Consider the following 23,233-nt stretch of genomic DNA (forward strand, 5'->3'; position numbering starts at 1 on the left):
AACCTCCTATGACAAACCAGCCTATGTCATCAAAAGCTATATCACTCAAGCCTAGGTGCGAGAGCGGCTTTACCCTTATCGAAGTGATGGTTGCTCTGGCTATTTTGGCAGTGGTAGCAGTCGCGGCGAGCCGTGCCAGTAGTGCATATCTGAGCTCAGTTGATATATTGCGTACTCGTACGCTTGCCCACTTTGTCGCTCAAAATGCCGCCGCTGATTTACGTATTCAAGAGACGTGGCTGACAGCCAACCGTACCCAAACCGTTAATGCTCAAGGGCGTGATTGGCAAATAGCAATGACAGTCGGTGACGCCATCACACCTGCCTTAAAAGAAGTAAATATCGCAGTTGCGCCTATTATAGATGGACAGACTCGCACCTCGGTCACTGATATCACTGTGATGCTAAGTAATGCTGAGCAAGATACGGGCAGTCTGGATTTAAGTGGTCTAAGCACAACAGGTAATAGCGAGCAGGCAGGGGGCGGTCTGTGAGACATCAGCGTGGTTTCACATTACTTGAGCTAATGGTTGCCATGGCAATATTTGCGATGCTAGCCGTTGCAGGCTGGCAGGTATTTGATGGGGTCAACCGTGCTCGTGAGCGCGCGCAATTTCATGCTGACAATCTGGCTGTCCTGCAGTACGCCTATTTGCAATTACAGCAAGACATGGGTCAAATCATCCCTTATCAAGCGGCTACTACCCAGAGTGTCAGTGCAGCGAATAACAGTCCAAGCGACAGTACAAACGCGAATAACAGTTCTCAATCAAGCGAGCAAATAAACGAAATAGCGCCTGAGCCCTTTATGAGTTTAGATGGCGAGCATATCAGCTTTGTACGCTTCGCCGATCCTGATCCACGATATCAGAATAGCAATAGCCTCCAACGTATCGAATATATTTTTGCGGATGAGCGTTTGATACGTCGCCAGTATACCAGTATGGAAGGCGGGCGTGACAGCGTCAGCCTAGACAGCGTATTGCTCGAAGGTGTCACAGCAGGAAGCTGGCAAGCATATCTACCAGAGCTAAGTACCAGGTTTCCGAGCGATGACGCTAACAGTGGCAGTAGTACAAATACCGCGGTGAGACAATCAGCGAATACAGCGAGTCCTAAGCCCACAGCTGTTTTATTACCGAAAGGAGTCGCGGTTAGCTTTACATACCAAGACATGCCAATCACTTGGCAATGGGCACTCGCCCCGCAACCGATATCGCATAGCAATAGTCAAAGCACAGCCAATAATACAGATAGTAGCAGCAATGATAATGCTAATAATGACAACAGCGGTAGTGATGGTAGTGACAATAATAGCAGTGCGGATAATAGCAATTTAGGAACGAATAATTGAGAAGGTAGTAGTTAAAATGCATCAATTGCTCAATAACAAAGGCTATGTATGTCGATGACTGCGAACTCTCAACGCGGTGTTGCACTGCTGACTATCTTATTATTGGTAGTGAGTATTACTGTGGTTGCAGGGTCGATGCTTGCTAGCCAAAAAATTGCAATTAGGCGTAGTGGTCTGTTATTCGATCAAAATCAGTTGCTGCAAGATATCGATGCAGGTCAACAGTTAGCAGTGACGATGATTCGCGCTGATAGCAACCTCAATGATACGGATAGTGCGCAAGATATCTGGGCGCAGCCTATACCACCTTATACATTGGCTAGTCACAGTGTCAGCGTCGAGCTACGCGATGAGTCTGGTCGTTTTAACATTAATAACTTGTATCAAGATGGGACGGCCAACACCACTGCTTTAGCAGTATTCCAACGACTACTCACGCAACTAAATCTAGAGCCTGATATCGCTATTGCTATACTTGATTGGCAAGATGCAGACGGCGAGGTATATCAAGATGGTGGTGATGAAAGTACGGTATATGCGCAGCAGTCAAACGCTGTAGCAACAGATGCTCTGCCAAATCAGCCTTTTGTCAGTATCGATCAGCTTCTAGAAGTGAAAGGGGTGAGTGCTGAAACTCTAGCAGTACTACGGCCTTATCTTACCGCGGTGCCTTATTATGTGCCTATTAATATCAATACTGCCAGTCCTGTATTGTTAGCCGCACTAATGGATGGTGCCAACAGCCAACAGATGCAATCACTGGTAGATATGCGCGCACAGCAGGCGCTGACGTCTATTGATGCAGTATGGCAATTACCGATATTTGGCAGTGTAAATGATGAGCAGCGAAAGGCTTTAACACCCATGCTCGCCGTTGATAGCCAAGCATTTATGGCACTTATCACAGCGACTGATAATGCAACTGTCGGTCAAGCTAGAGAGCGTTTTGCCACTGTTTTGATTAGTAAAACCGTCGTTGATAATAATCAGGCAGTTAATAATAGTCAGACAGCTAATGATAATCAGGCCGCTAATAGTAGTGGGGTAGACGGTAAAATGCCCAAGGAAGTCAAAGTAGTAACACAGCGACTATGGGCATTTCGTCCGAGCTTTTAGCGGATGGTATTGAGAGCAACATTTAGTCTTTTAGGCGTGTTTCTTCGCTAGACTTCCAATTATAAGCCCCGTAAAAAAGCATCTGTGCTTGACGAGTACAGTTATGTAGCATTAGCTGCTTGTTTTCTTCGATTTCGTTTAGATCAATCTCATCATCATGATCTTCTGTATAGGTCAGCTCTAGCCAATCAATAATCCAAGAGAAGAACATATTTACGCCAGCCTCAGCTAATAGGCGACGGTCATAAGCATTGATATGGGTAAACGCTGGCTGCAACGCTAAGTCGTCGGCCAACCCTTGAGCATGTATCTTAATCAACTCATTGATGGCTTTTCGTACTGCTTCTGACCCACCATAACGCTCACTGACCAAGAACTGCCAGTAATAAGGCTGATCGCTGACCATATACAAGAATAGCTGAATACTTTTTGCGATTTGACGATCAAAGCTACGTTTGCGCCCAATCTGCAGGCTATCACTTAACGTGGCTAACGTACCGCCCAATTCCTCAATGACCAAAGCGCGCCCGAGTGACTCCATATCATCAAAATGGCGATAAAACGCAGTCGGCACAACGCCAACCTCGCGTGTTACTTGTCTGAGACTGATAGAGCTAAAAGATTGCCCTGTCATACATAAATCGAGCACAGCATTAAAAAAGGCGTGCCGAGTTTGAAGTTTTTTTTGTTCGCGACTGCTCATAATATTTCAAAATTGTCCGGTAGGTGTTTATCATACTCATTTCAACGCATAAATACGACTGAAATACGTCATTCGTGTTAATTTACTAAACCTGTACTGGTCTTTTAAACCACTGTGCCCCAATGACCCTGCAATTCTTGCGCCAGTCGATAAGCTTCATGGTCATTCATACCTGTAATAAAATCCAAAATATTTAAAACATTATGATAGATATCGTCAGACAAGATGCGGCGATGTTCGTCAAGATGGGGCTGTAGTAATCTTAACAGACGTTGCTGCTCAAAAGACATCGGCGGCTGCATAGTAGCAGATTGCGACCCTGTCCAAGCGAGTGGCATAAAGGCATTCAATAGGCTATGCAAGCACTGATTGGCCATCAGCTCCATTCTTACTTTGCTCGGATGATTAAATATTTTTTCTCGTGCCAGTTGCTTAGCTTGATTGATACCATTCTGTACGCTGGTATCGCAATGCGCAAACAGACTGCCTTGAAGTGTACCAGCTAGTAATGCATCACTGTTGGCTACAAAGGCATCGGTGACGGTATTGACCAAACGCATCATGGCTCGTGCCCGAAGGGAGGCGAGGCTTTGTCTGACAGACATATGCGCTGGTAGGTTTACACTGCTCGGACGTTCACCAATTAGCTCATAAAATATCGTAGCGACTTCGCTATAGGTTAGCATATTCAGATTGATGCCATCTTCTAAATCGATTAGCGCATAACAGATATCATCTGCCGCTTCTAGCAGATAAGCCAATGGATGGCGCGCAAAGCCATCATGTTGCTCTGAGCGTGGCAAATGTAAACACGCAGCTAACTCTTCTAACTGAGAAGCCTCGCTATAAAAGCAGCCAAATTTCTGCACGTTATAATGGTTGTCATTGACATCGTTGCTGTGAGTCGCCAACCATGGATATTTCATAAATGCGCCTAGCGTGGCACAGGTGAGCCGCATACCACCCTTGTCAGGATGATGCTCATTACGTGCCAATAGGCGAAACCCTTGAGCATTACCCTCGTATGCCAGTAAGTCTAGTCGCTCGTTGCTGCTTAAATTTTGCAAAATCGCTTGCGGTTCAGGCTGCCTAAACCAATCACGAATCGCATACTCTCCAGCGTGGCCAAAAGGCGGATTTCCAATATCATGAGCGAGACAAGCCGCTTGTACGATCACACCGACATCTGCTGGTGAAACTCCCGCTGGCAAACCGCTACCTAATGCGTCATGAATTTTTTCGGCAGACATCATTCCCAAAGAGCGACCGATAGAAGACACTTCTAGCGAGTGAGTCAGGCGCGTATGAATACCGAGCTGATTGGTCAATGGATGGACTTGGGTTTTCTGATTTAACTGGCGAAAAGAGTGAGAAAATACCAGTCTGTCATAGTCTTTGTGAAACTGAGAACGAGTACTGGTATTGGCGTTAAATTTTTTGGAAGCACCAAGACGCTGTGAGTTGAGGAGATGTGACCATTGTGTGGTAGGGGACGGTAAAGAGGTTGGTGTACTTAGCATATTGGAACATCCGAAACCAAGGGAGCCTCTAGCATAACAAAATAGCGCCCTTGGTACAGCTACTAAGACTTCTGGCAATCAAAAAGAACGTCTTCCTCTTCGATAGACACATCACTATTTAGTGTTTTGTTTAGCAAGGTTGCGTTGTCACCATCCACTTGCCATATAATGCCATGAGTGTCATCTAATCCAATATCACTCGTATAGATGGTTTTGTCAGTAAGGGCGTCGCTACCAGAGGCGGCTGTCAAATCGTATTCGATACCGTCAATAAGTAGGTGCGCGGTCTGCGGTGTGGCATCGGTATGATAGTATACGCCGATAGTAGCAGTAGGCTCACAAGAAAATGGTGTGCTGTTGCTAGCGTGCTCAGAATGGTCGTGACCCGCATGATCATGTCCTTCGTGAACGTCCATGTCATTATGACTTTCATGGTCATGTCCTTCATGATCGTGTTCCATATCATCATGGGCTTCGTGGTCATGCCCCTCATGGGCATGTTCGTCGTGCTCTGCATGACTGTCTACGGTTGTCACGTCTTCAGATGCTGCTGGCTCACCGTCTGTTTTTGGCTGGCATCCTAACAACGAAACTGCCATAACACTGCCTACTATAGCAGCACTTGCAAATTTGGAAAAAGAGAAAAAGTCAGTCAAAATATAAGCCCTCAAATAAGTAAAATAAAGATATGTTATATTATAACAATAAGCTGATAAAATAAAGCCGATGCTGGAAAATATCCAACATCGGCTGATTAGCTATCAGGCAGTATTGACTAGCTAAAGCTACACGTTAAATCTAAAGTGCATGACATCGCCATCTTGAACGATATAAGTTTTGCCTTCTAGGCGTGACTTACCAGCGGCGGCAGCGCCTTTTTCACCGTTGTATTCGATAAAATCATCATAAGCGATGACTTCGGCACGAATAAAGCCGCGCTCAAAGTCCGTGTGAATCACGCCAGCGGCTTGCGGGGCAGTAGCGCCAATAGCGACGGTCCATGCACGTACTTCTTTAACACCAGCGGTGAAGTAAGTCTGCATATCAAGTAAGTCATAACCACCGCGGATTACTTGATCAAGCCCGGCCTCTTCCATGTCCATTTCAGCCAAAAAGTCTTTTTTGTCTTCTTCATCAAGCTGGGCAATTTCAGCTTCGATTTGGTTGCATAGGGCAATAACGATAGATTCTTCGCCAGTCGCGTAATCACGAACAGCGTCGAGATATGGATTGTTTTCAAAACCATCTTCAGCAACGTTAGCAATATACATGGTTGGCTTTAGAGTGATGAGGCCGTAGCTGCGGATGAGTTTTTTCTCATCAGCGTCTAGGTTGGCCGCGCGCGCCGCTTTGCCTTCTGCTAATAATGGCTCAATCTTTTTGAACACATCCAGCATGGCGCTCGCGTCTTTGTCACCGCCTTTGGCTTTTTTGGTCAAGTTAAGAATGGCGCGCTCAACCGCTTCCAAATCTGCCAATGCCAGTTCAGTATTGATGGTTTCAATATCATCAATCGGGCTAACGCGGCCATCAACGTGTACCACGTTGTCATCATCAAAACAGCGAACGACGTGAGCAATCGCATCGGTCTCACGAATATTGGCTAGGAACTGGTTGCCCATGCCTTCGCCTTTTGACGCGCCTGCCACCAAACCTGCGATGTCTACAAACTCCATCGTCGTTGGTAATACGCGTTCAGGATTAACGATATCAGCCAGTTTCTTTAGGCGTGGATCAGGTACTGGTACGATACCGGTGTTGGGATCTTTGGTACAAAACGGAAAGTTTTCAGCGGCGATACCCGCTTTGGTCAACGCATTAAACAAGGTGGATTTACCCACGTTTGGTAGGCCGACGATGCCGCAATTAAAACCCATAACAGTCTCTCAATGTATTAATAAAATAGTTGGTACTGAGCTAATATAAGACTTGATATTTAGTCAGAATAAAACTGAGTTCATCTAAAACTCAGCTTGTTTGAAATATTAGTCAAATAGTAAATCAAAATTGGGCACATTGTAACAAATTTACCGGAATAGGGGTGAGGTTGTTACGGTATATGCTTAGGTTTTTACTCAGCGATGGCAGGTGTGTTTCTACTAAGGTTAGGATATGTCAGATATGTTAAAAGCTGAAAAGTGAATACGATTGGTTGCTTTTTATTTAGATAAGCGGTGTTCGATTTGGTATTCAGTATTTTTTGCTATAGTAAGTTATCATAGGTAAATAGTGGCATCAGGCTCACAAACAGTAAGTGCAATCTGCTGGTTGGTTTAATTTTTTTCAAACAATCAGCTCGCTCCAAAACACAATGTAAGGCAATATCCAATAATGACAACCTCGATTTTTGACACACGCCACTATAAATACCCGCAAAACTTTCTTGAGATGAAGCCTAAACTGTCTCGACTTGAGCAGGCTATTAAAAAACTAGAGGCAAATTTAATTGATACGGCTGAGCCGACAAACCTTAAGTTATTAAAGCAGAGACTAGATAGCGGGTTGGGGTTAAAGGTCGATTATGCCAGTGAGCTAAATCCCGATCAGCTAATGGCAGCGACTACGATCGATGGCAAAGTATTGGTCATTGCTGGTGCAGGTTCGGGCAAGACCAAAACTTTGACCTATCGTACCAGTTATCTATTAGAAAACGGAGTGTCGCCTAAAGAGATTTTGCTACTGACTTTTACGCGTAAAGCCGCGAATGAGATAAAAGATAGAGCTAAGTCCTTGCTAGCAAGCAGTCTTTCAAATCAAAAGCTATCAGATGAAGAGCTGGCTGAGGATAAGCTGCCAACTGATAAAGCATTAAATAGCATCACTAGTGGTACTTTTCACTCGTTTTGTAATATGTTACTACGACAATATTCAGGGCTGCTCGGTATCAATCCAAGGTTTACGATTTTGGATACTGGCGATAGTGAGGATGCTATCGACTTGGTGCATAAAGAAAAAAAGTATCCTGCTCAAACCAAGCCACAAGCCTTTCCACGCAAAAAAACGCTGCAAAATATCATATCGACGTCTAGAAACAGACGTATACATATTCGCGACTTAATCGAAAGTAACTACCCAGATATCGCCGTGCATATTCCTATCATCGAGCAGCTGGCAGTTGACTTTCATGAGTACAAGCGCGCCAATCACTTATATGATTTTGATGACATAATTAGCCAAGTCGTACGCCATTTGAAGACCAATGACACTTTTCGACAGCTGCTGCAAAGCCAATACCGCTATATTATGGTTGATGAGTATCAAGACACCAATATTCCACAAAAGCAACTAATTGACTTAATATGTGAGCCTGAGTCGGTATCGCTGATGGTAGTTGGTGACGACAATCAAAGTATTTACGCGTTTCGCGGTGCCAATTACGAAAACATTTTGCTGTTCGGTGAGACTTATCCTCATGCCAAACTTATTAAGCTTGAGCAAAATTATCGCAGCTCACCGTCCGTTTTAAATTATATCAATGCTTTGTCCGCGCAAATCACGCTAGGCTATCAAAAGCAGCTGTATTCTGATGCGCCGATAGAAGGACACAAACCAGTATTTCGACGACTCAGTGATGAGCCAAAAGAAGCGGGCTATATCACTGATAAGATCGTCGCGCTAAAGCCAGAGTATGACTACAACGACTTTGCGGTATTATGCCGTACATCATTTCAGTCCAATTACGTACAGCTAGAATTTATGGCGCGCAACATTCCCTTTATCGTGGTGGGTGGTATCAAGTTCATTGAAAGACGACATATCAAAGATGTGTTGGCCTTTGTCAAAATACTCTATAACCCAAATGACACGATTGCTTGGCATCGTATTTTAACCTTGTTTAAAGGGGTGGGTGCAGTGACGGCGACGCGCTTAACCCAAGCTATTACTGCTGACAATAATGCATTTGAATCCTTACTGGCCGCACCCTTTGCAAAAAAGAGCGATCAGTTAGAGCCTCTATATCATGCGCTTGCCAAGGCACAGCAAGCTGAATCGGTCGAGACAGCTATTGAACATATTCTTGAGTTTTATATCCCAGTGTTAAAGCTTATCGAAGATAATTGGCGTGAGCGTACCGAAGACTTTCGGGTGCTAAAGAACTTAGCGACAGAGCACACAAGCCTTGATAGTTTTTTAGAAAATCTCGCTTTAGACCCACCTAATGATTCAGTTGCCGTGATGAGCAATTCGGATAATGGACAAGACAGTAGCAATGACAAAGTTACTATCTCGACCATTCATAGTGCTAAAGGGCTTGAGTGGCCAGTAGTATTTGTGAATTCTTTAGTAGATGGCATCACGCCACATCATCGTTCTTTGGATGACTTTGAAGCATTAGAAGAAGAGCGTAAGCTGTTTTATGTTGCCTGTAGTCGTGCAAAGACACAGTTGTATCTGACAGCACCAAACTACTTTTCTAGTTATTCTGGATATTTTGATAAGCCGTCACGTTTTATCGCTGAGCTATCTGCGGATGAGGTAACGGTTGAAACGACAAGACGGACCATGATAGAAGATGATGACCCCATTTGGTGGTAATACTTCAAGTTTAGTTGATTATCCAATCAATTAAACATAAGCTAATAAGGCTATGCAGTAATATAGATAAGTGAGCTTCCGAATACTTGAACGTTTTATAACTAAAAACATCAGATAACTTGCCGCGATTCTCACTAAAATTGTTGCTATATTATTGCTCAAGGCTAGTATTATTCCTATCAAAAATACCTTCTCAAAAACCCCATAACCAAAAGTATGTGACGCGAAAATATTTATCAGATAAGGGTTTCAAATTTATCCTAATGCGTTACTATTACCACCTAATTCTGTTAGACCCTTATATTTGATACTCTGTATTAACACCCTAAGAAAAGGATAGGTTATGCGCTACGAAGTTATCGTTATCGGTGCAGGTATGGTTGGCACGTCAATCGCGTGGCATCTACAAAAAAATAACTCAAATGTATTATTGTTAGACAAAAAATTGCCAGGGTCAGAGACCTCATATGGCAATGCAGGATTGATTCAGCGCGAAGCCATTCATACACATCCTTTTCCTCGTCAGCTGACAGAAATGATCAGAGTGTTGCCAAACCAAGGTACCGATATTCGCTATCGTATTCCGGCCATTTTGCGTTATCACCAAGCGCTGCTTCAGTACTGGAAATACTCTACGCCAGCTTCAGTCAAAAAGATCGAATCAGAGTGGCAGACGCTGATTGAGCATTGTACTAGTGAGCACCAAACCATGATTAGCGCTTCTGGTGCTGACGAGCTCATTACTCGTGATGGTTGGTTGCAGTTGCATCGCTCAGAAGAGACGTTTAAAGAAGCGCAAGTATCAGCTATCGACGCACGTAATCAAGGTGTTGAGCATAACGTCCTAAACCTTGAAGAACTAAAGGCAATGGAACCTAGTGCCAATTTTGAAGGTTTCGTTGGCGCGATTCATTGGAAAAACTCTTGGCAAGTATCAAACCCAAGCTCGCTCGTAAAAGCTTATGCGAAAAACTTCCAAGATATGCAGGGTACGATCAAAGAAAGCGATGTAAAAGAAATCGTTCAAGAAGCCGAAGGTTGGAAAGTTATCACTGATAACGATACCTACTATAGTGATAAATTGGTTATCGCAGCAGGCCCATGGTCTAATGATTTGATTAAACCACTTGGCTATAACTTACCACTATTCCCAATGCGCGGCTATCATCAGCATTTCAAAGTGACAGAAAAGAATACAATTCATCATAGTATGTTTGATATGGACAAAGGCTTTGTGATGGGGCCGATGCAGCAGGGTATCCGTATCACTACTGGTGCTGAGATGACCACAATGAATGCGCCAAAGAACTTTGGTCAGTTAAAAACCGTATTGAAGCTGGCGAAAAAAATCTTGCCACTAGAAGATGCGGTTGAGAGTGAAGCATGGGCGGGCTCTCGTCCTTGTATGCCTGATATGAAGCCAGTAATCGGTCCTGCTGACAAGCATGACAAACTATGGTTTGCATTTGGTCACAGTCATCAAGGCTTCACTTTAGGGCCAATGACAGGTCGTCTGGTTGAAGAGATGATCCACGATAAGCCTACATTGGTCGATCTTGCACCATTTAGTGCCCAGCGTTTTTCTAACTAAGCGCGTATCTGATATATAGTTGATCCAATTTAAGAGCGGTACAAGGCAACCGAGTGCAGATGTATATGTCATACTTCAAGCGAGGTTAACGCTGTAACGCTTTTATAGTGGATTGACTATAGTTAGCACAGACTTAAATTAATAAATGAAAGGTATAGACATGATTAAGAAGCTACACAGCAATCAACGTATGAGCAAAACCGTAATCCATAACCAAACTATCTATTTGTGTGGTCAGGTAGGTAATGCAGAAGACGATATCAAAGCGCAAACATTGACTTGTCTAGAAAAAATCCAAACGTTGCTAGAAGAGGTAGGCAGTGACAAATCAAAGCTACTATCAGTCACGGTTTGGATCAAAGACATGGCTGACTTTGCTGCTATGAATGAAGTTTATGACCAGTGGTTTGAAGGTATTCAGCCACCGGCTCGCGCTTGTGGTGAGTCAGCATTGGCACGTCCTGAGCTATTGGTTGAAATGATCGCTATCGCTGCTGAGTAATAAATGGCTCGTAGTATCTGTATCAAGTAGAAATAGAAATAAAAAAGGCCATGATAGTGATATCGTGGCCTTTTTTGTGCTTGGTAATAAGCAAATTTAATTATCGAAAAAGCGCGTGTTAACTTTCTAGATAAAGCCTGCGCTATGTGACGTCAGCTAAGCAATACAGTGATTAGTGTCATAGGTACTAACACCCCTTCCATACCGCTTGGCGCTTCTCAATAAAAGCATCAATCCCTTCACCCACATCGTCTGCCATCATATTGCCCGTCATTACTTCACTGGCATAGTCATACGCGTCTTCGATGTTCATACCCAGCTGCTTATAAAACATATCTTTGCCAGTTTTTACTGCCACCGGAGACTTGATAGTAATTGCCGTTATCAATGATTGTAGTGTTTGATTTAGTTGCTCTGCTGCTGCGACTCGATTGATCAATCCATATTGCAAAGCAGTATGCGCATCGATGAACTCACCTGTGATTAGCATCTCAAACGCTTGTTTACGAGGTAGATTGCGACTGATAGCAACGGCAGGTGTAGAGCAGAAAAGTCCAACGTTTATTCCAGAGGTAGCGAACTTTGCATCATCAGCGGCAATGGCTAGGTCACAAGCTGCGACCAGCTGACATCCTGCTGCTGTGGCAATACCTTGTACTTTTGCGATGACGACTTGCGGCATCTGATTAATGGTTAGCATCATTTGGCTACATTGCTGAAATAGCGCACGATGAAATGCTTCATCTGAGTGTGCGCGCATTTGTTTTAGATTATGACCAGCACAAAACGCCTTGCCTGTCGCTTGAATAACCACCACTCTGATTGTATCGTCTTGAGAGATACTGTCTAGCTCTGTTTGCATGGCAGACAGTACTTCAACGGACAACGCATTAAATTGCTTGGGTTGGTTTAAGGTGAGCGTGACGACGCCACTTTCTTTATTGTCTTCTCTAATAACCAAAAGGTCATCTATGTCTAAAATAACGTCAGATTGAGTCATTTATCATCCTTGATAATGGGTTGGTTTATAGTTTTATATATAGCTGACTAAATAGTAGCATGGCTCATATTCTATACAATAGATGGAACACATAGAAAGCGCACAAAAAAATAGCGCACTCAGATGATGAGTACGCTATTGGTTTTTCAGTCAGATATAAGCTAAATCTATACTAGGTTAAATTTATACTAAGCTGTATTTATACTGAAACTAGTATGCGCCTTCGCTATAGATAAGCTCGTAGCTGTGGCTATAAATTTCAACGATGTTACCGAACGGGTCTTCCATATAAATCATGCGATAAGGTTTTTCGCCAGGGTAGTAGTAACGTGGTTTTTCCATACGCTTCTTACCACCTGCGGCAACCATACGCTCAGCCAACTCTTCAACATTTGGATCTTGAACGCAGAAGTGAAAGATACCTGTTTTCCAATATTCAAAGTTGTTTTCAGGGTTTTCTTGATTTTTGAATTCAAAAATCTCAACACCGATACGGTCACCAGTAGATAGGTGAGCGATACGGAAGCTGCCCCAACCTGCACCGAATACTTCGGTACACATCTCACCAATGGCACTGTCATCTTCGACAATCTCAGTTGGTTCCATGATGGTGTACCAACCCATCACTTCAGTATAGAATTTTACGGCTGCATCTAGGTCAGGGACTGAAAGACCGATGTGCGAAAAGCTTCTTGGATAAACGTTGTTCATATTGTGCTCCTGTTTGATGTGCGTTTTCTTTAACGTGGAGCCAGTATACAAATGCACCGTCATTATGTAAAATTATCAAATATTATATAAATAATTATGAAAAGTAATGATAAATATCACATGGTTACGCACCTTTTGCACGCTTGCTGAAGTTGGACACTTTACGCGCACAGCTGAACGTCTATATATGACGCAGTCCGGTGTGAGCCAACACATAAGTAAGTTAGAGGAGCAACTAGATACGGACTTGTTGATTCGTCAAGGAAAGCAGTTTTCATTGACCAATGCAGGGGAGCAGCTTTATAAAGAAGCAGGCGAGATATTGCAGCGATTATCAAATTTAGAACAGCGTATCGGTGAAGATCCACCTTACGAAGGATTGGTACGGTTGATGTCACCGGGTAGTGTGGGACTTAAACTGTATCCGCAGCTTTTGACACTACAGCAGCAGCATCCAAAGCTAGTGATTGACTACCGTTTTGCTCCCAATTCTGATATTGAGCAGGCACTGGCTAATCACGAGATTGATATCGGCTTTATGACAGATATCTCAGACGATGAAACAGTTAGCTGCAAGTCTATGGCGCAAGAAGCATTGATACTAGTAACTCCTGCGGCTACAGCAGAGCCTAGCTGGGAGCAGCTTATCGAGCTTGGGTTTATCGATCATCCAGATGGCGCCCATCATGCAGGCATGCTACTGACTGCCAATTATGAACAATTCCAGCATATCAATGATTTTGAGAAAAAAGGCTTTTCGAATCAGATAGGGTTAATCTTAGAGCCCGTCAGCAGGGGAATAGGTTTTACTGTTTTGCCAGCCCATGCCGTGGCTGCTTATCCAAAGCCTGAACTGATTAGCAGTCATCATTTACCAGTTGCCGTTAGCGAAACGCTATATCTAGCAGTTAGAAGACAGCAGACACTCTCTAATAGAATGCATACGGTCATCGATGAAGTAAAAAAATGGCTATAGATATGTTGAGAATGATAAATGCACAGCTAATGAAGGGTTAATTGAAAGTTCAATAGCTGTGTATTTAACAGGAGAGGTTCATTGATAGATTGCGACTATAAAAGATTGCGTCTATTTTAAAGTCTGCCCAAGTTTGATACTTGCAGCGATATTAGCAGCAGTCGTCTCAATATTGTTATAAGCAGAGCCTAACACGTTATCAATCGTGTCTACCTTTTGGATACTTGGCATGACCACATCGAACTGGCTGGTCTGAGCAGGTTTTAGTCCATCGACACTGCCGCAGATAGCGATGACAGGTGTACGGCTAGCCTTAGCGATTTGGCTAATACCGCCTGCCACTTTACCCATGGCCGTTTGTGCATCGAGCTTGCCTTCGCCAGTGATGACAAGATCTGCCTCTGCGATATGCTGTGACAGGTGAGCCACTTCGGCAACCGTATCAAAGCCTGACTTTAGCTGAGCTTGAAAGAACGTCATCATCGCATAGCCAAGACCGCCAGCAGCGCCAGCGCCTTCAACGTATTGACAGTCTTCATAGCCATGCTGTCCACATAGGGTAGCAAAGTGACTGAGTGCCTTGTCCAAGGTATTTACTTGCTCTGGACAAGCGCCTTTTTGTGGGCCAAATACTGCGCTTGCACCCAGCAGACCGCATAATGGATTGGTCACATCACAAGCAACTTCAAATACTGTGTCTGATATCCTTGCATGAAGGTTTGTATTATCGAGCTTATGTAAGCTGGCAAGTGCGCCACCACCATGAGTGAGTAGGCTATCATTGATGTCATGAAATGTTATGCCTAGCGCCATTAGCATGCCAAGGCCTGCATCATTGGTTGCGCTACCACCTAGACCGATAACGATACGCTTAGCACCTTCTGCTAACGCATCTTCGATCAGCTCCCCAACGCCATAACTGCTCGCAATAACAGGATTACGCTCATCAGCTGTCAGTAGGTGCAATCCGCACGCTTGAGCCACTTCGATAACAGCAGTCGCGTCGGGCAATAACAGATACTTTGCCGTAATCGGTCTCATCAATGGGTCATGTACTCTGACTTCTTTCCAGCGCCCGCCCAATACATAAGACAATACCGCAGAGGTACCTTCACCGCCATCGGCCATTGGCAACAGCTTATAGTCAGCATCTGGAAACACTTGACTAAAGCCAGATTGAATGGCGTGGCAAACATCAAGTGCTTCTAAACTTTCTTTAAATGAGTCAGGGGCGATCAAAATTTTCATACGGCTCTCTTTGAATATCTTAATGACACGATCATTGCGATAATGTCATGTTTTAAAACGTTTATTTAACGATCATCAAATAAACGTATATAGAAATACCCAATTTCATGAACTAGATAAACACTAGAGTCAACAACCAGATAAATACGATGCTAGTCACACCTTGGATACCAGTGGCCATTGAATGAGCTTTGTACGCTTGTGCCACGCTCATGCGACTAAACTGGCTAACAATCCAAAAGAAGCTGTCATTGGCATGTGAAATGGTCATGGCACCGGCACCGATTGCCATCACGCAGAACACGCGCCCAAGCTCGCTGTCTAGGCCAATCTGGCTCAATAGTGGGGCAACCATAGCAGAAGTCGTAACCAATGCGACTGTGGTTGAGCCTTGTGCTGTTTTTAGCGCAGCAGAGACGATAAATGGCATGAAAATGCCTAAACCCAAAGCAGATAGCGTCGAACCTAAGTAATCACCGATTGGCGTAACTTTTAGCATGGCACCAAACGCGCCACCAGCACCAGTGATCAACAGAATAGGGGCTGCTACTACCAAACCTTGCGAGATACTGTCGCTGATTTCTTGTGTTTTTTGGCTTGATTTAATTAAGAAAAATGATAAGAACAAACCGATAAGTAACGCAGTCAATGGGTTACCAATGAATATTAAAATCTCCGCTACCATGCTACTGCCAAATGGTGCGCTTGGGAAATTAGCAACCGAAGATAGGCAGATTAATATGATAGGAACGATAATCGGTAAAAACGCCATTGTCGCTGAAGGCAAGTGACTGTAATCATCACGAGTTTTCATTCCTTCAGGCATTGCTGCTGGAGCATCTGCCGCATTGATATTGTCAGGAGTGGCATTAAGAAAGCGATTAGACCACCACCACCCAGCCAGTACCGCAACTGCTGTCACGACCACACCGACCATGATGACCAAACCTAGGTTTGACTCTAGACCTAAGTTACCTGCCGCTGCGATTGGGCCTGGCGTAGGCGGGACAAAGGTGTGGGTAGCGTATAGACCAGTGGCCAAGGCAATGCTCATCGCGACACTTGATACATGTAAGCGCTCAGCTAAAGACTCTTTTAGAGAGTTCAAGATAATATAGCCAGAGTCACAAAATACAGGTATAGAAACGACTGCACCGACGATAGACATGGTCAAAGTAGGGAAGCGTGGCCCCAATACTTTAATGACTGACTCTGCCATTACGATAGCAGCACCCGTTTTTTCAAGGATTAAGCCAATAATCGTACCAAATACAATCACAAGACCGATATAGCCTAAGATACCACCGAAACCATCAGAAATCGTTTTGGCGACCGTATTAAGCGGTACTTGATAAAATAGCGCGACCAAAAAAGCGGATAAAATCAACACTAAAAAGGGATGCCACTTTAATTTTGCGGTAGCGAAAATAATAAAAAGAATGGTCAGCACAAGCCAAAATACAATCATCACTGTCTCAATATGGTTTATATCTTAATTGATTACCAATGCCAATATAGTCAATTATATCGAGATTAAACACGGTATATAGCGTGCTAAGTCTACTTTGCGTAGTACTTTCACAGGCTTTTACCATGTCTACATTTAAACGATATCGAACCAACTATCTGCATCACTAACGATACGAAATTTTAAAGGGGCATATTTTATAGCAAATAGACGCCGCTAGGAAATAGATTCGTTAAATAGTTGGCGCTGTTGACAAAAAATCAAGAGATACTTAATTTTGAAATGAGAGAAGTTAGTAATAAAACGTCGAAGACGTGTGTGGAAATACTTTTATAACTAGCAATTGCTAATACTTCAAACCAAAAAAAACTGGCCATTTATAATTGACCAGTTTTTGTCTAAGCAATGTTTACCTACCTGAGTAACAATTATTTTTGAGATAGGTATTCTAAGAAGTACCGGTATTTACAGTTAGGCAATCTTATCAAAAAAAGCTTTGTTATTGGTAGCAGTTGCAGTATCAAAGCTGACATAAATGCCCTGATCATCCAACGTAGCATACCAATGATCATCATTGCCACTGGTCAGTAGCTGAAAGTATTTGTCATTGACTATTCTGCCAACTGTATACACCTCACCTTCAGAGTAGTATGCATTACCTTGAGTACAGATAAGCTTGTCATTAGTATGAATGTTATTATTGTCTTTCATGTTCTTGCGCCCTATTAGTATATTAAATAGCAGTAGATTATCAATTCTGCTAATAGTAATAAAGATGATTATATAGGCAGTATCTTGTTGTTTGGTATAGCGTTTTTAAAGTAGTTGTTGCATTTAGTTACTACAACATTGCATAGATAACACCGCTATCATAGCAATAGATTTTTTGAGAATCCTAAGCTGTTTAGGAATATATAAAATCCTAATTTATCGAGATAAAGGAGTGAAAGTTAGCGATATAAATAGTCTAAATACATAGACTTTAATGTCAAAAATGACGCACGTAAAAAAGCCAGCAACCTAAGTTGCTGGCTTTCTACAGACTGAGTCTAACTACATGGAAGATTACTCTTCAGAATAGTCTTCTTCAGCAGCTTCTTCGTCAGCTGAATCTTCGTTGTTACCATCTTCAGAAAGAATAGTAACTAAGATGCTAGCAGTAACGTCATGGTGTAGCTGAATATCAACATTGTATTCGCCAACTTGACGTAGAGTGCCTTCAGGTAGCTTGATTTCAGCACGGTCTACTTCTAGACCTGAGTTAGTCAATGCTTCAGCGATATCGCGAGTACCGATAGAGCCGAATAGCTTGCCTTCGTCACCTGATTTAGCACGCATGATAACATTAACGTCAGTCAATGCATCAGCACGCTCTTGAGCAACAGCGATCTCTTTTGCTTCTTCAGCTTCAAGTTCAGCACGACGTGCTTCAAACTTTTCAATGTTAGCTTTAGTAGCAGGTAGTGCTTTGCCCTGAGGGATAAGAAAGTTACGTCCGTAACCTGGTTTTACATCGACAGTTTCACCGAGTTTACCAAGGTTGACGATACGCTGTAACAAAATAATTTGCATGAGTCATTCCTAGTTAGCGGTTAACCTTGATGGTTATCAGTGTATGGAAGTAGCGATAAGTAACGAGCTTGCTTGATAGCAGTCGCTAATTGACGCTGATATTTAGTAGATGTACCAGTAATACGGCTTGGTACGATTTTACCATTATCACTAATGTACTGTTTTAGCAATTCAACATCTTTATAGTCGATGTGAGTGATGCCTTCAGCAGTGAAACGGCAGAATTTGCGACGGCGATAGAAACGTGCCATGAGTATTCTCCTTTAATTAGTCTTCACTGTTGTCGTTGTCGTCACTATCGTTTTCACGATTGTCTGGACGACGAGTAGTTGCTTTGCGTGCGCGTTTTTCATCGGCATTCTTGGCTAACTGCGACTCTTCAGTGACAGCTTCGTCACGGCGCATAACTAGACTACGAATGATCGCGTCGTTATAACGGAATAATTCTTCAAGTTCAGCTAAAGTTTCACCGTCAGTTTCAATGTTGAAAAGAACGTAATGAGCTTTGTGAATCTTGTTGATTGGATAAGCCAGTTGACGACGGCCCCAATCTTCTAGACGATGGATAACACCGTTGTTGTCTTGAACTAACTTGATGTAGCGCTCAACCATGCCGACCACTTGGTCGCTTTGGTCTGGGTGTACAAGTAACACCAGTTCGTAATGTCGCATTATGACTCCTTACGGATTAGTAGCTATTAACCCTATGTTAATAGCAAGGAGATTTATAAGGTAAGCCCAATTCTAGTCATATTTTATAAAAAACAATCAAGAATAAGCTTAGTTTATAAAGCGCCGTATTATAACAGTACTCTGCAACTAACACAAAGGTTAATCACCAAGCTACTGCCAATAAAATATAAAAAGAGGCTAAATTAGCTTTGCTAAATAAAAAAGCCGCGATAGTACGCAGCTTTTTTGAGTATAACGAGCTATAAAACCACTAACTAAACCAAAATACTGTTATTCAGATTTTGACTTTTTTACCAGTTGGCTACTGTCTGCTTTAACCACTAAGGTTTTGGCAAGCTTGTCATGCCAACCAATATTTTCAGGGCTTTTAGACGCCATGTAGTAATGAATAGCAATAATCACAAAACCTAAAAAGCTGGTAAACGAAAACAGTAAGTTATAGATAATAAATAACAATAACGTACGTGTACCGATAAGCTTAATAAATGAAGGTAGGCGATGCGTGGTTTGATCCACAACACGAATACCAGTGATCAGCTTGCCTAGCGATTGACCACGCATGGTAATAAATACCAATTGCAAGGCAAATAGCCCAAAAACCATCACCTGTGACATCATCAATGTGCTACTAGGAAGACTTTCCATCAGCGTCATTGAATATTGATAGGCGGCGTCCATATCTTGAATGTTTTGGAACTTGGTATAGTCCACATCCATCTTAGTCAATGCCATTACTAGCGGCAGTATGGCCAATATATAAAGTAGGCCATTCAATGCAGTCGCCAATACGCGTGACATGATTGGCGCAAGTACCACGTTGCCAACGACTTTATCATTGTCTGCAACAGCCTTTTTGAGAGTAGACTTGTTTAATGAGACATTGTTGTGCGGCGTTTGATGACGATTGGTCGTCATATCGGCTTTCACGTTTTTAGGACGTTCAGGCTTGCCATATAGTCTGTCTAATGATACTGACTTATCATCTTTCGCTTTATTGGTATCTTCAAGGAAGACAGTCACGTTATTGATGATAGAGTCGTTTACTTCAGGCGTATTAGCACTGGTCGGGCGATAAACCGTTTGGTTATTGGTAAGATCACCTACGCGCTGCCACTGAGCTAAGCCTTCATGCCACATCAAATCATCAAGCAACACTTCACCAGATGCCAGCATGATATTCAGCTGCTCCAACTGATATGGGCCAGCTTGTACGTTATTTCGAGCAAGGAAAATCTGCATAATTGCCTGCATAGTTAGTCATGTCTTAGGACATTATATTAGGGTCTATTTGAAAAAATCAAATAGACCCTAATAGTGGTATCTTTAATGACTGTGTGAATGACCGCTGTGACTAAACGTAGCGGTTTACTTCGCTTCTTCACCAGCTAAGAAGAACCAAGTATCTAGTACTGAGTCAGGGTTCAATGACACTGAGCTGATACCTTGCTCCATTAACCAAAACGCTAGATCTGGATGGTCTGATGGACCTTGACCACAGATACCGACGTATTTGTTTTGCTTACGGCAAGCTTCGATAGCCATAGACAATAGTTTCTTAACAGCAGGATCACGCTCATCAAATAGATGCGAGACGATACCTGAGTCACGGTCAAGACCAAGGGTCAACTGAGTCAAATCGTTAGAACCGATTGAGAAACCATCGAAGTATTCTAAAAACTCTTCTGCTAATAGGGCGTTGGTTGGTAACTCACACATCATGATGACGCGTAGACCATTTTCGCCACGTTTTAGACCATTCTTTTCAAGTAACTCAATCACTTGTGCTGCTTCGTCAGTAGTACGTACGAATGGAATCATGATCTCAACATTGGTCAAGCCCATGTCATCACGTACACGTTTTAGTGCTTTACACTCAAGCTCAAAACAGTCACGGAAGTTATCAGACACATAACGGCTAGCACCACGGAAACCAAGCATTGGGTTTTCTTCTGATGGCTCGTATAATTTACCACCAAGCAGGTTAGCGTATTCGTTTGATTTGAAATCTGACATACGAACGATCACTGGCTGATCCATAAAGGCAACAGCTAGCGTTGAGATACCTTCGACCAATTTATCAACATAGAAGTCAACAGGTGATGCATAGCCTGCGATACGCTCTTGGATTGCTTGCGCAATTTCACGTGGCAAGCTGTTCATGTTTAGCAAAGCTTTTGGATGCACACCAATCATACGGTTGATGATGAACTCTAGACGTGCAAGACCGATACCTTCGTTTGGCATTTGGGTAAATGAGAATGCGCGATCTGGGTTACCAACGTTCATCATCACTTTGAATGCTAGCTCTGGCATAGATTCAACAGAGTTAGTCTGTACTTCAAAATCAATCTGGCTTTCATAAATGAAACCAGTGTCACCTTCAGCACAAGAAGCAGTTACGTCTTGACCATCAACCAATAGCTCAGTTGCGTTACCACAACCAACGATAGCTGGCACACCTAGCTCACGCGCGATAATAGCAGCGTGACAAGTACGACCACCACGGTTGGTGATGATAGCAGAAGCGCGCTTCATAACTGGTTCCCAATCCGGATCAGTCATGTCTGATACGAGTACGTCGCCTTCTTCTACTTTGTCCATCTCGTTTAGGTTGCTAACGATACGCACTTTACCTGAACCGATACGTTGACCGATTGAACGACCTTCACACAATACTTTTGCGCCAGTCGTGTCGATGACATAACGTTCCATTACGTTGCTGTCTTGACGGCTCTTAACAGTCTCAGGACGTGCTTGAACGATAAAGATTTCGTTAGTATCGCCGTCTTTTGCCCACTCGATATCCATCGCTTGGCCATAATGCTGTTCGATCGTTACCGCTTGCTTGGCAAGTGAGGTTAGCTCTTCAGTCGATAGAGAGAACTGCATGCGATCTTGTTTTTCAACATCGACAGTTTTAACTGATTTAGCAGTGCTGCCTTCATCACCATAAACCATTTTCTTATGCTTGCTACCTAGGTTACGGCGGATAACTGATGGCTTACCGTTTGCTAGCAATTTCTTAGAGATATAGAACTCATCTGGGTTAACCGCACCCTGTACAACCATTTCACCTAGACCGTAGCTTGAGGTGATGAATACCACTTGATCAAAGCCGCTTTCGGTATCTAGCGTGAACATAACACCAGCAGCACCAGTCTCTGAACGTACCATACGTTGTACGGCAGCAGATAGTGCAACGCCTTCGTGCTCAAAACCTTTGTGTACACGGTAAGAGATTGCACGGTCGTTATATAGAGAGGCAAATACTTCTTTAATAGCAATTAGGACGTTATCAATACCGCGAATGTTCAAGAAGGTTTCTTGTTGACCGGCAAATGACGCATCTGGCAAATCTTCAGCAGTGGCAGAAGAACGTACAGCAACAGCGATGTCTTCGCCGCCACTCATGGTTTCAAATGATTGACGTACTTCTTGCTCAAGATCTTTTGGCAGTTCTTGTTCAATAATCCAAGTACGAATCTTTTTACCAGTCGCCGCAAGCTTATTAACATCGTTTACGTCTAGTGTTTTTAGCTCGCTGTTGATTTTGTCAAGCAAGCCTGTTTCAGTCAAAAAGCGGTTGAATGCATTTGAAGTGGTGGCAAAGCCGCCTGGAACACTAACGCCTAAATCAGAAAGATGGCTGATCATTTCGCCAAGCGAAGCGTTCTTACCACCAACCATTTCGATGTCGTCTTTTCCTAGCTGATCAAGATTGATTACAAGTGCTGTAGATTGCGCTGCCATGATAACTCCAGAAAATAAGGTTATTTAGTAAAGATTATAACGGTGAATTATACCGCCATATTAGGACAATTTCGAGGGTTTTCACCAAAAAACTTGTTAAAAATATACAAATTGTGGGGTTTGCTACATAAATTAGGGCCAGTCCTCTCAAGTTTCGTATTTACTCAGATGAAAAACATCATCGTTAGTGACGATGTTATGCGCTTACAGAAGCCAATTACTGCATAAAATAGATACATTCCAATAAGCCACATTTAGAGTATTTCTATAATTTATGTTTCAATCTTATGTATCTGTATAAACAAAGCATAATAGAAGAAGCATAAAAAAATACCTCAATGAAAGGTGAATTAACTATGGTGACAAGATGAAAAACAATGTTGGTGCTAAGTATACGCCTGTAACATTGATTTCTATTAAGAGGCTAATATGCGTATAATGTAGCGCATAGATAGTTGATGCACATTGCATGGTAAATGTGCAGTATAGGTAC

Annotated in this window: 21 protein-coding genes; 7 read left to right on the forward strand and 14 right to left on the reverse strand. The window is 42.9% G+C overall.

The window, feature by feature from the left end:
- The first annotated feature begins 23 nt into the window (after window positions 1–23).
- Genes gspI through gspK form a run of 3 tightly spaced genes read left to right on the forward strand, consistent with a single transcriptional unit; the run spans window position 24 to window position 2,470 of the window.
- Window positions 24–494 carry a type II secretion system minor pseudopilin GspI gene (gspI, locus tag AK824_RS05015; protein ID WP_227511207.1) on the forward strand — a complete coding sequence of 157 codons (471 nt, stop codon included), beginning with the start codon at window positions 24–26 and terminating at the stop codon, window positions 492–494.
- Window positions 491–1,354, forward strand: coding sequence for a type II secretion system minor pseudopilin GspJ (gene gspJ / locus AK824_RS05020; protein ID WP_057759353.1), 864 nt, complete (start codon window positions 491–493; stop codon window positions 1,352–1,354). The genes gspI and gspJ overlap by 4 nt, the downstream gene beginning before the upstream one ends.
- A gap of 48 nt (window positions 1,355–1,402) precedes the next feature.
- The gene (gene gspK, locus AK824_RS05025; protein ID WP_057759354.1) at window positions 1,403–2,470 is read left to right on the forward strand and encodes a type II secretion system minor pseudopilin GspK; all 1,068 of its coding nucleotides are present in this window, start codon (window positions 1,403–1,405) and stop codon (window positions 2,468–2,470) included.
- A 22-nt stretch (window positions 2,471–2,492) separates the two neighbouring features.
- Here the strand turns inward: gspK and AK824_RS05030 are convergent, their stop codons facing one another.
- The 4 genes from AK824_RS05030 to ychF all read right to left on the reverse strand — a co-directional run bounded on the left by AK824_RS05030 (window position 2,493) and on the right by ychF (window position 6,570).
- The gene (locus AK824_RS05030; protein WP_057759356.1) at window positions 2,493–3,173 is read right to left on the reverse strand and encodes a TetR family transcriptional regulator; all 681 of its coding nucleotides are present in this window, start codon (window positions 3,171–3,173) and stop codon (window positions 2,493–2,495) included.
- Window positions 3,174–3,277: 104 nt separating this feature from the next.
- On the reverse strand, window positions 3,278–4,693 hold the full coding sequence (locus AK824_RS05035) for a deoxyguanosinetriphosphate triphosphohydrolase (RefSeq protein ID WP_057759358.1): 1,416 nt from the start codon (window positions 4,691–4,693) through the stop codon (window positions 3,278–3,280).
- Window positions 4,694–4,755: 62 nt separating this feature from the next.
- Window positions 4,756–5,292: a hypothetical protein gene (locus tag AK824_RS13625; RefSeq protein ID WP_057759359.1), complete on the reverse strand. Its 537-nt coding sequence runs from the start codon at window positions 5,290–5,292 to the stop codon at window positions 4,756–4,758.
- Window positions 5,293–5,478: 186 nt separating this feature from the next.
- Window positions 5,479–6,570 carry a redox-regulated ATPase YchF gene (gene ychF / locus AK824_RS05045; RefSeq protein WP_057759361.1) on the reverse strand — a complete coding sequence of 364 codons (1,092 nt, stop codon included), beginning with the start codon at window positions 6,568–6,570 and terminating at the stop codon, window positions 5,479–5,481.
- Between the two features lie 454 nt (window positions 6,571–7,024).
- Between ychF and AK824_RS05050 the strand changes: the two genes are divergently transcribed.
- From AK824_RS05050 to AK824_RS05060, 3 genes are all read left to right on the forward strand, one after another.
- Window positions 7,025–9,229, forward strand: a complete 2,205-nt coding sequence (locus tag AK824_RS05050; protein WP_057759362.1) for an ATP-dependent helicase — start codon at window positions 7,025–7,027, stop codon at window positions 9,227–9,229.
- Window positions 9,230–9,572: 343 nt separating this feature from the next.
- On the forward strand, window positions 9,573–10,820 hold the full coding sequence (locus tag AK824_RS05055; RefSeq protein WP_057759364.1) for an NAD(P)/FAD-dependent oxidoreductase: 1,248 nt from the start codon (window positions 9,573–9,575) through the stop codon (window positions 10,818–10,820).
- Between the two features lie 163 nt (window positions 10,821–10,983).
- The gene (locus tag AK824_RS05060; protein WP_055124581.1) at window positions 10,984–11,322 is read left to right on the forward strand and encodes a RidA family protein; all 339 of its coding nucleotides are present in this window, start codon (window positions 10,984–10,986) and stop codon (window positions 11,320–11,322) included.
- A gap of 187 nt (window positions 11,323–11,509) precedes the next feature.
- Here the strand turns inward: AK824_RS05060 and AK824_RS05065 are convergent, their stop codons facing one another.
- Entirely contained in the window at window positions 11,510–12,322 is an 813-nt protein-coding gene (locus AK824_RS05065; RefSeq protein ID WP_057759366.1) for an enoyl-CoA hydratase, read from the reverse strand.
- A gap of 210 nt (window positions 12,323–12,532) precedes the next feature.
- On the reverse strand, window positions 12,533–13,033 hold the full coding sequence (locus tag AK824_RS05070) for a lactoylglutathione lyase family protein (RefSeq protein WP_057759368.1): 501 nt from the start codon (window positions 13,031–13,033) through the stop codon (window positions 12,533–12,535).
- Between the two features lie 106 nt (window positions 13,034–13,139).
- Here AK824_RS05070 and AK824_RS05075 point away from each other — a divergent pair, with 106 nt between their 5' ends.
- A complete protein-coding gene (locus tag AK824_RS05075; RefSeq protein WP_057759370.1) occupies window positions 13,140–14,009 on the forward strand; it encodes a LysR family transcriptional regulator in 870 nt (289 codons plus the stop codon).
- A 111-nt stretch (window positions 14,010–14,120) separates the two neighbouring features.
- Here the strand turns inward: AK824_RS05075 and AK824_RS05080 are convergent, their stop codons facing one another.
- The 8 genes from AK824_RS05080 to ppsA all read right to left on the reverse strand — a co-directional run bounded on the left by AK824_RS05080 (window position 14,121) and on the right by ppsA (window position 22,740).
- The gene (locus AK824_RS05080) at window positions 14,121–15,257 is read right to left on the reverse strand and encodes a glycerate kinase (protein ID WP_057759372.1); all 1,137 of its coding nucleotides are present in this window, start codon (window positions 15,255–15,257) and stop codon (window positions 14,121–14,123) included.
- A 112-nt stretch (window positions 15,258–15,369) separates the two neighbouring features.
- A complete protein-coding gene (locus AK824_RS05085) occupies window positions 15,370–16,725 on the reverse strand; it encodes a GntP family permease (RefSeq protein WP_134292465.1) in 1,356 nt (451 codons plus the stop codon).
- 471 nt (window positions 16,726–17,196) lie between these two features.
- A complete protein-coding gene (locus tag AK824_RS05090; protein WP_057759376.1) occupies window positions 17,197–17,436 on the reverse strand; it encodes a hypothetical protein in 240 nt (79 codons plus the stop codon).
- A 354-nt stretch (window positions 17,437–17,790) separates the two neighbouring features.
- The gene (gene rplI / locus AK824_RS05095) at window positions 17,791–18,297 is read right to left on the reverse strand and encodes a 50S ribosomal protein L9 (protein WP_057759378.1); all 507 of its coding nucleotides are present in this window, start codon (window positions 18,295–18,297) and stop codon (window positions 17,791–17,793) included.
- 20 nt (window positions 18,298–18,317) lie between these two features.
- Window positions 18,318–18,548 (reverse strand): 30S ribosomal protein S18, encoded by a 231-nt coding sequence (rpsR, locus tag AK824_RS05100; RefSeq protein WP_010198808.1) that lies wholly within the window; start codon window positions 18,546–18,548, stop codon window positions 18,318–18,320.
- Window positions 18,549–18,564: 16 nt separating this feature from the next.
- Complete coding sequence (gene rpsF, locus AK824_RS05105; RefSeq protein WP_057759380.1) at window positions 18,565–18,969, reverse strand: 30S ribosomal protein S6; 405 nt, start codon at window positions 18,967–18,969, stop codon at window positions 18,565–18,567.
- Between the two features lie 291 nt (window positions 18,970–19,260).
- Window positions 19,261–20,241: an RDD family protein gene (locus AK824_RS05110; protein WP_057759382.1), complete on the reverse strand. Its 981-nt coding sequence runs from the start codon at window positions 20,239–20,241 to the stop codon at window positions 19,261–19,263.
- A gap of 114 nt (window positions 20,242–20,355) precedes the next feature.
- The gene (gene ppsA, locus AK824_RS05115) at window positions 20,356–22,740 is read right to left on the reverse strand and encodes a phosphoenolpyruvate synthase (protein ID WP_057759384.1); all 2,385 of its coding nucleotides are present in this window, start codon (window positions 22,738–22,740) and stop codon (window positions 20,356–20,358) included.
- Window positions 22,741–23,233: the final 493 nt, after the last annotated feature.

Source organism: Psychrobacter sp. P11G3 (assembly GCF_001435845.1).
In the GTDB taxonomy this organism is placed as follows: Bacteria; Pseudomonadota; Gammaproteobacteria; order Pseudomonadales; family Moraxellaceae; genus Psychrobacter.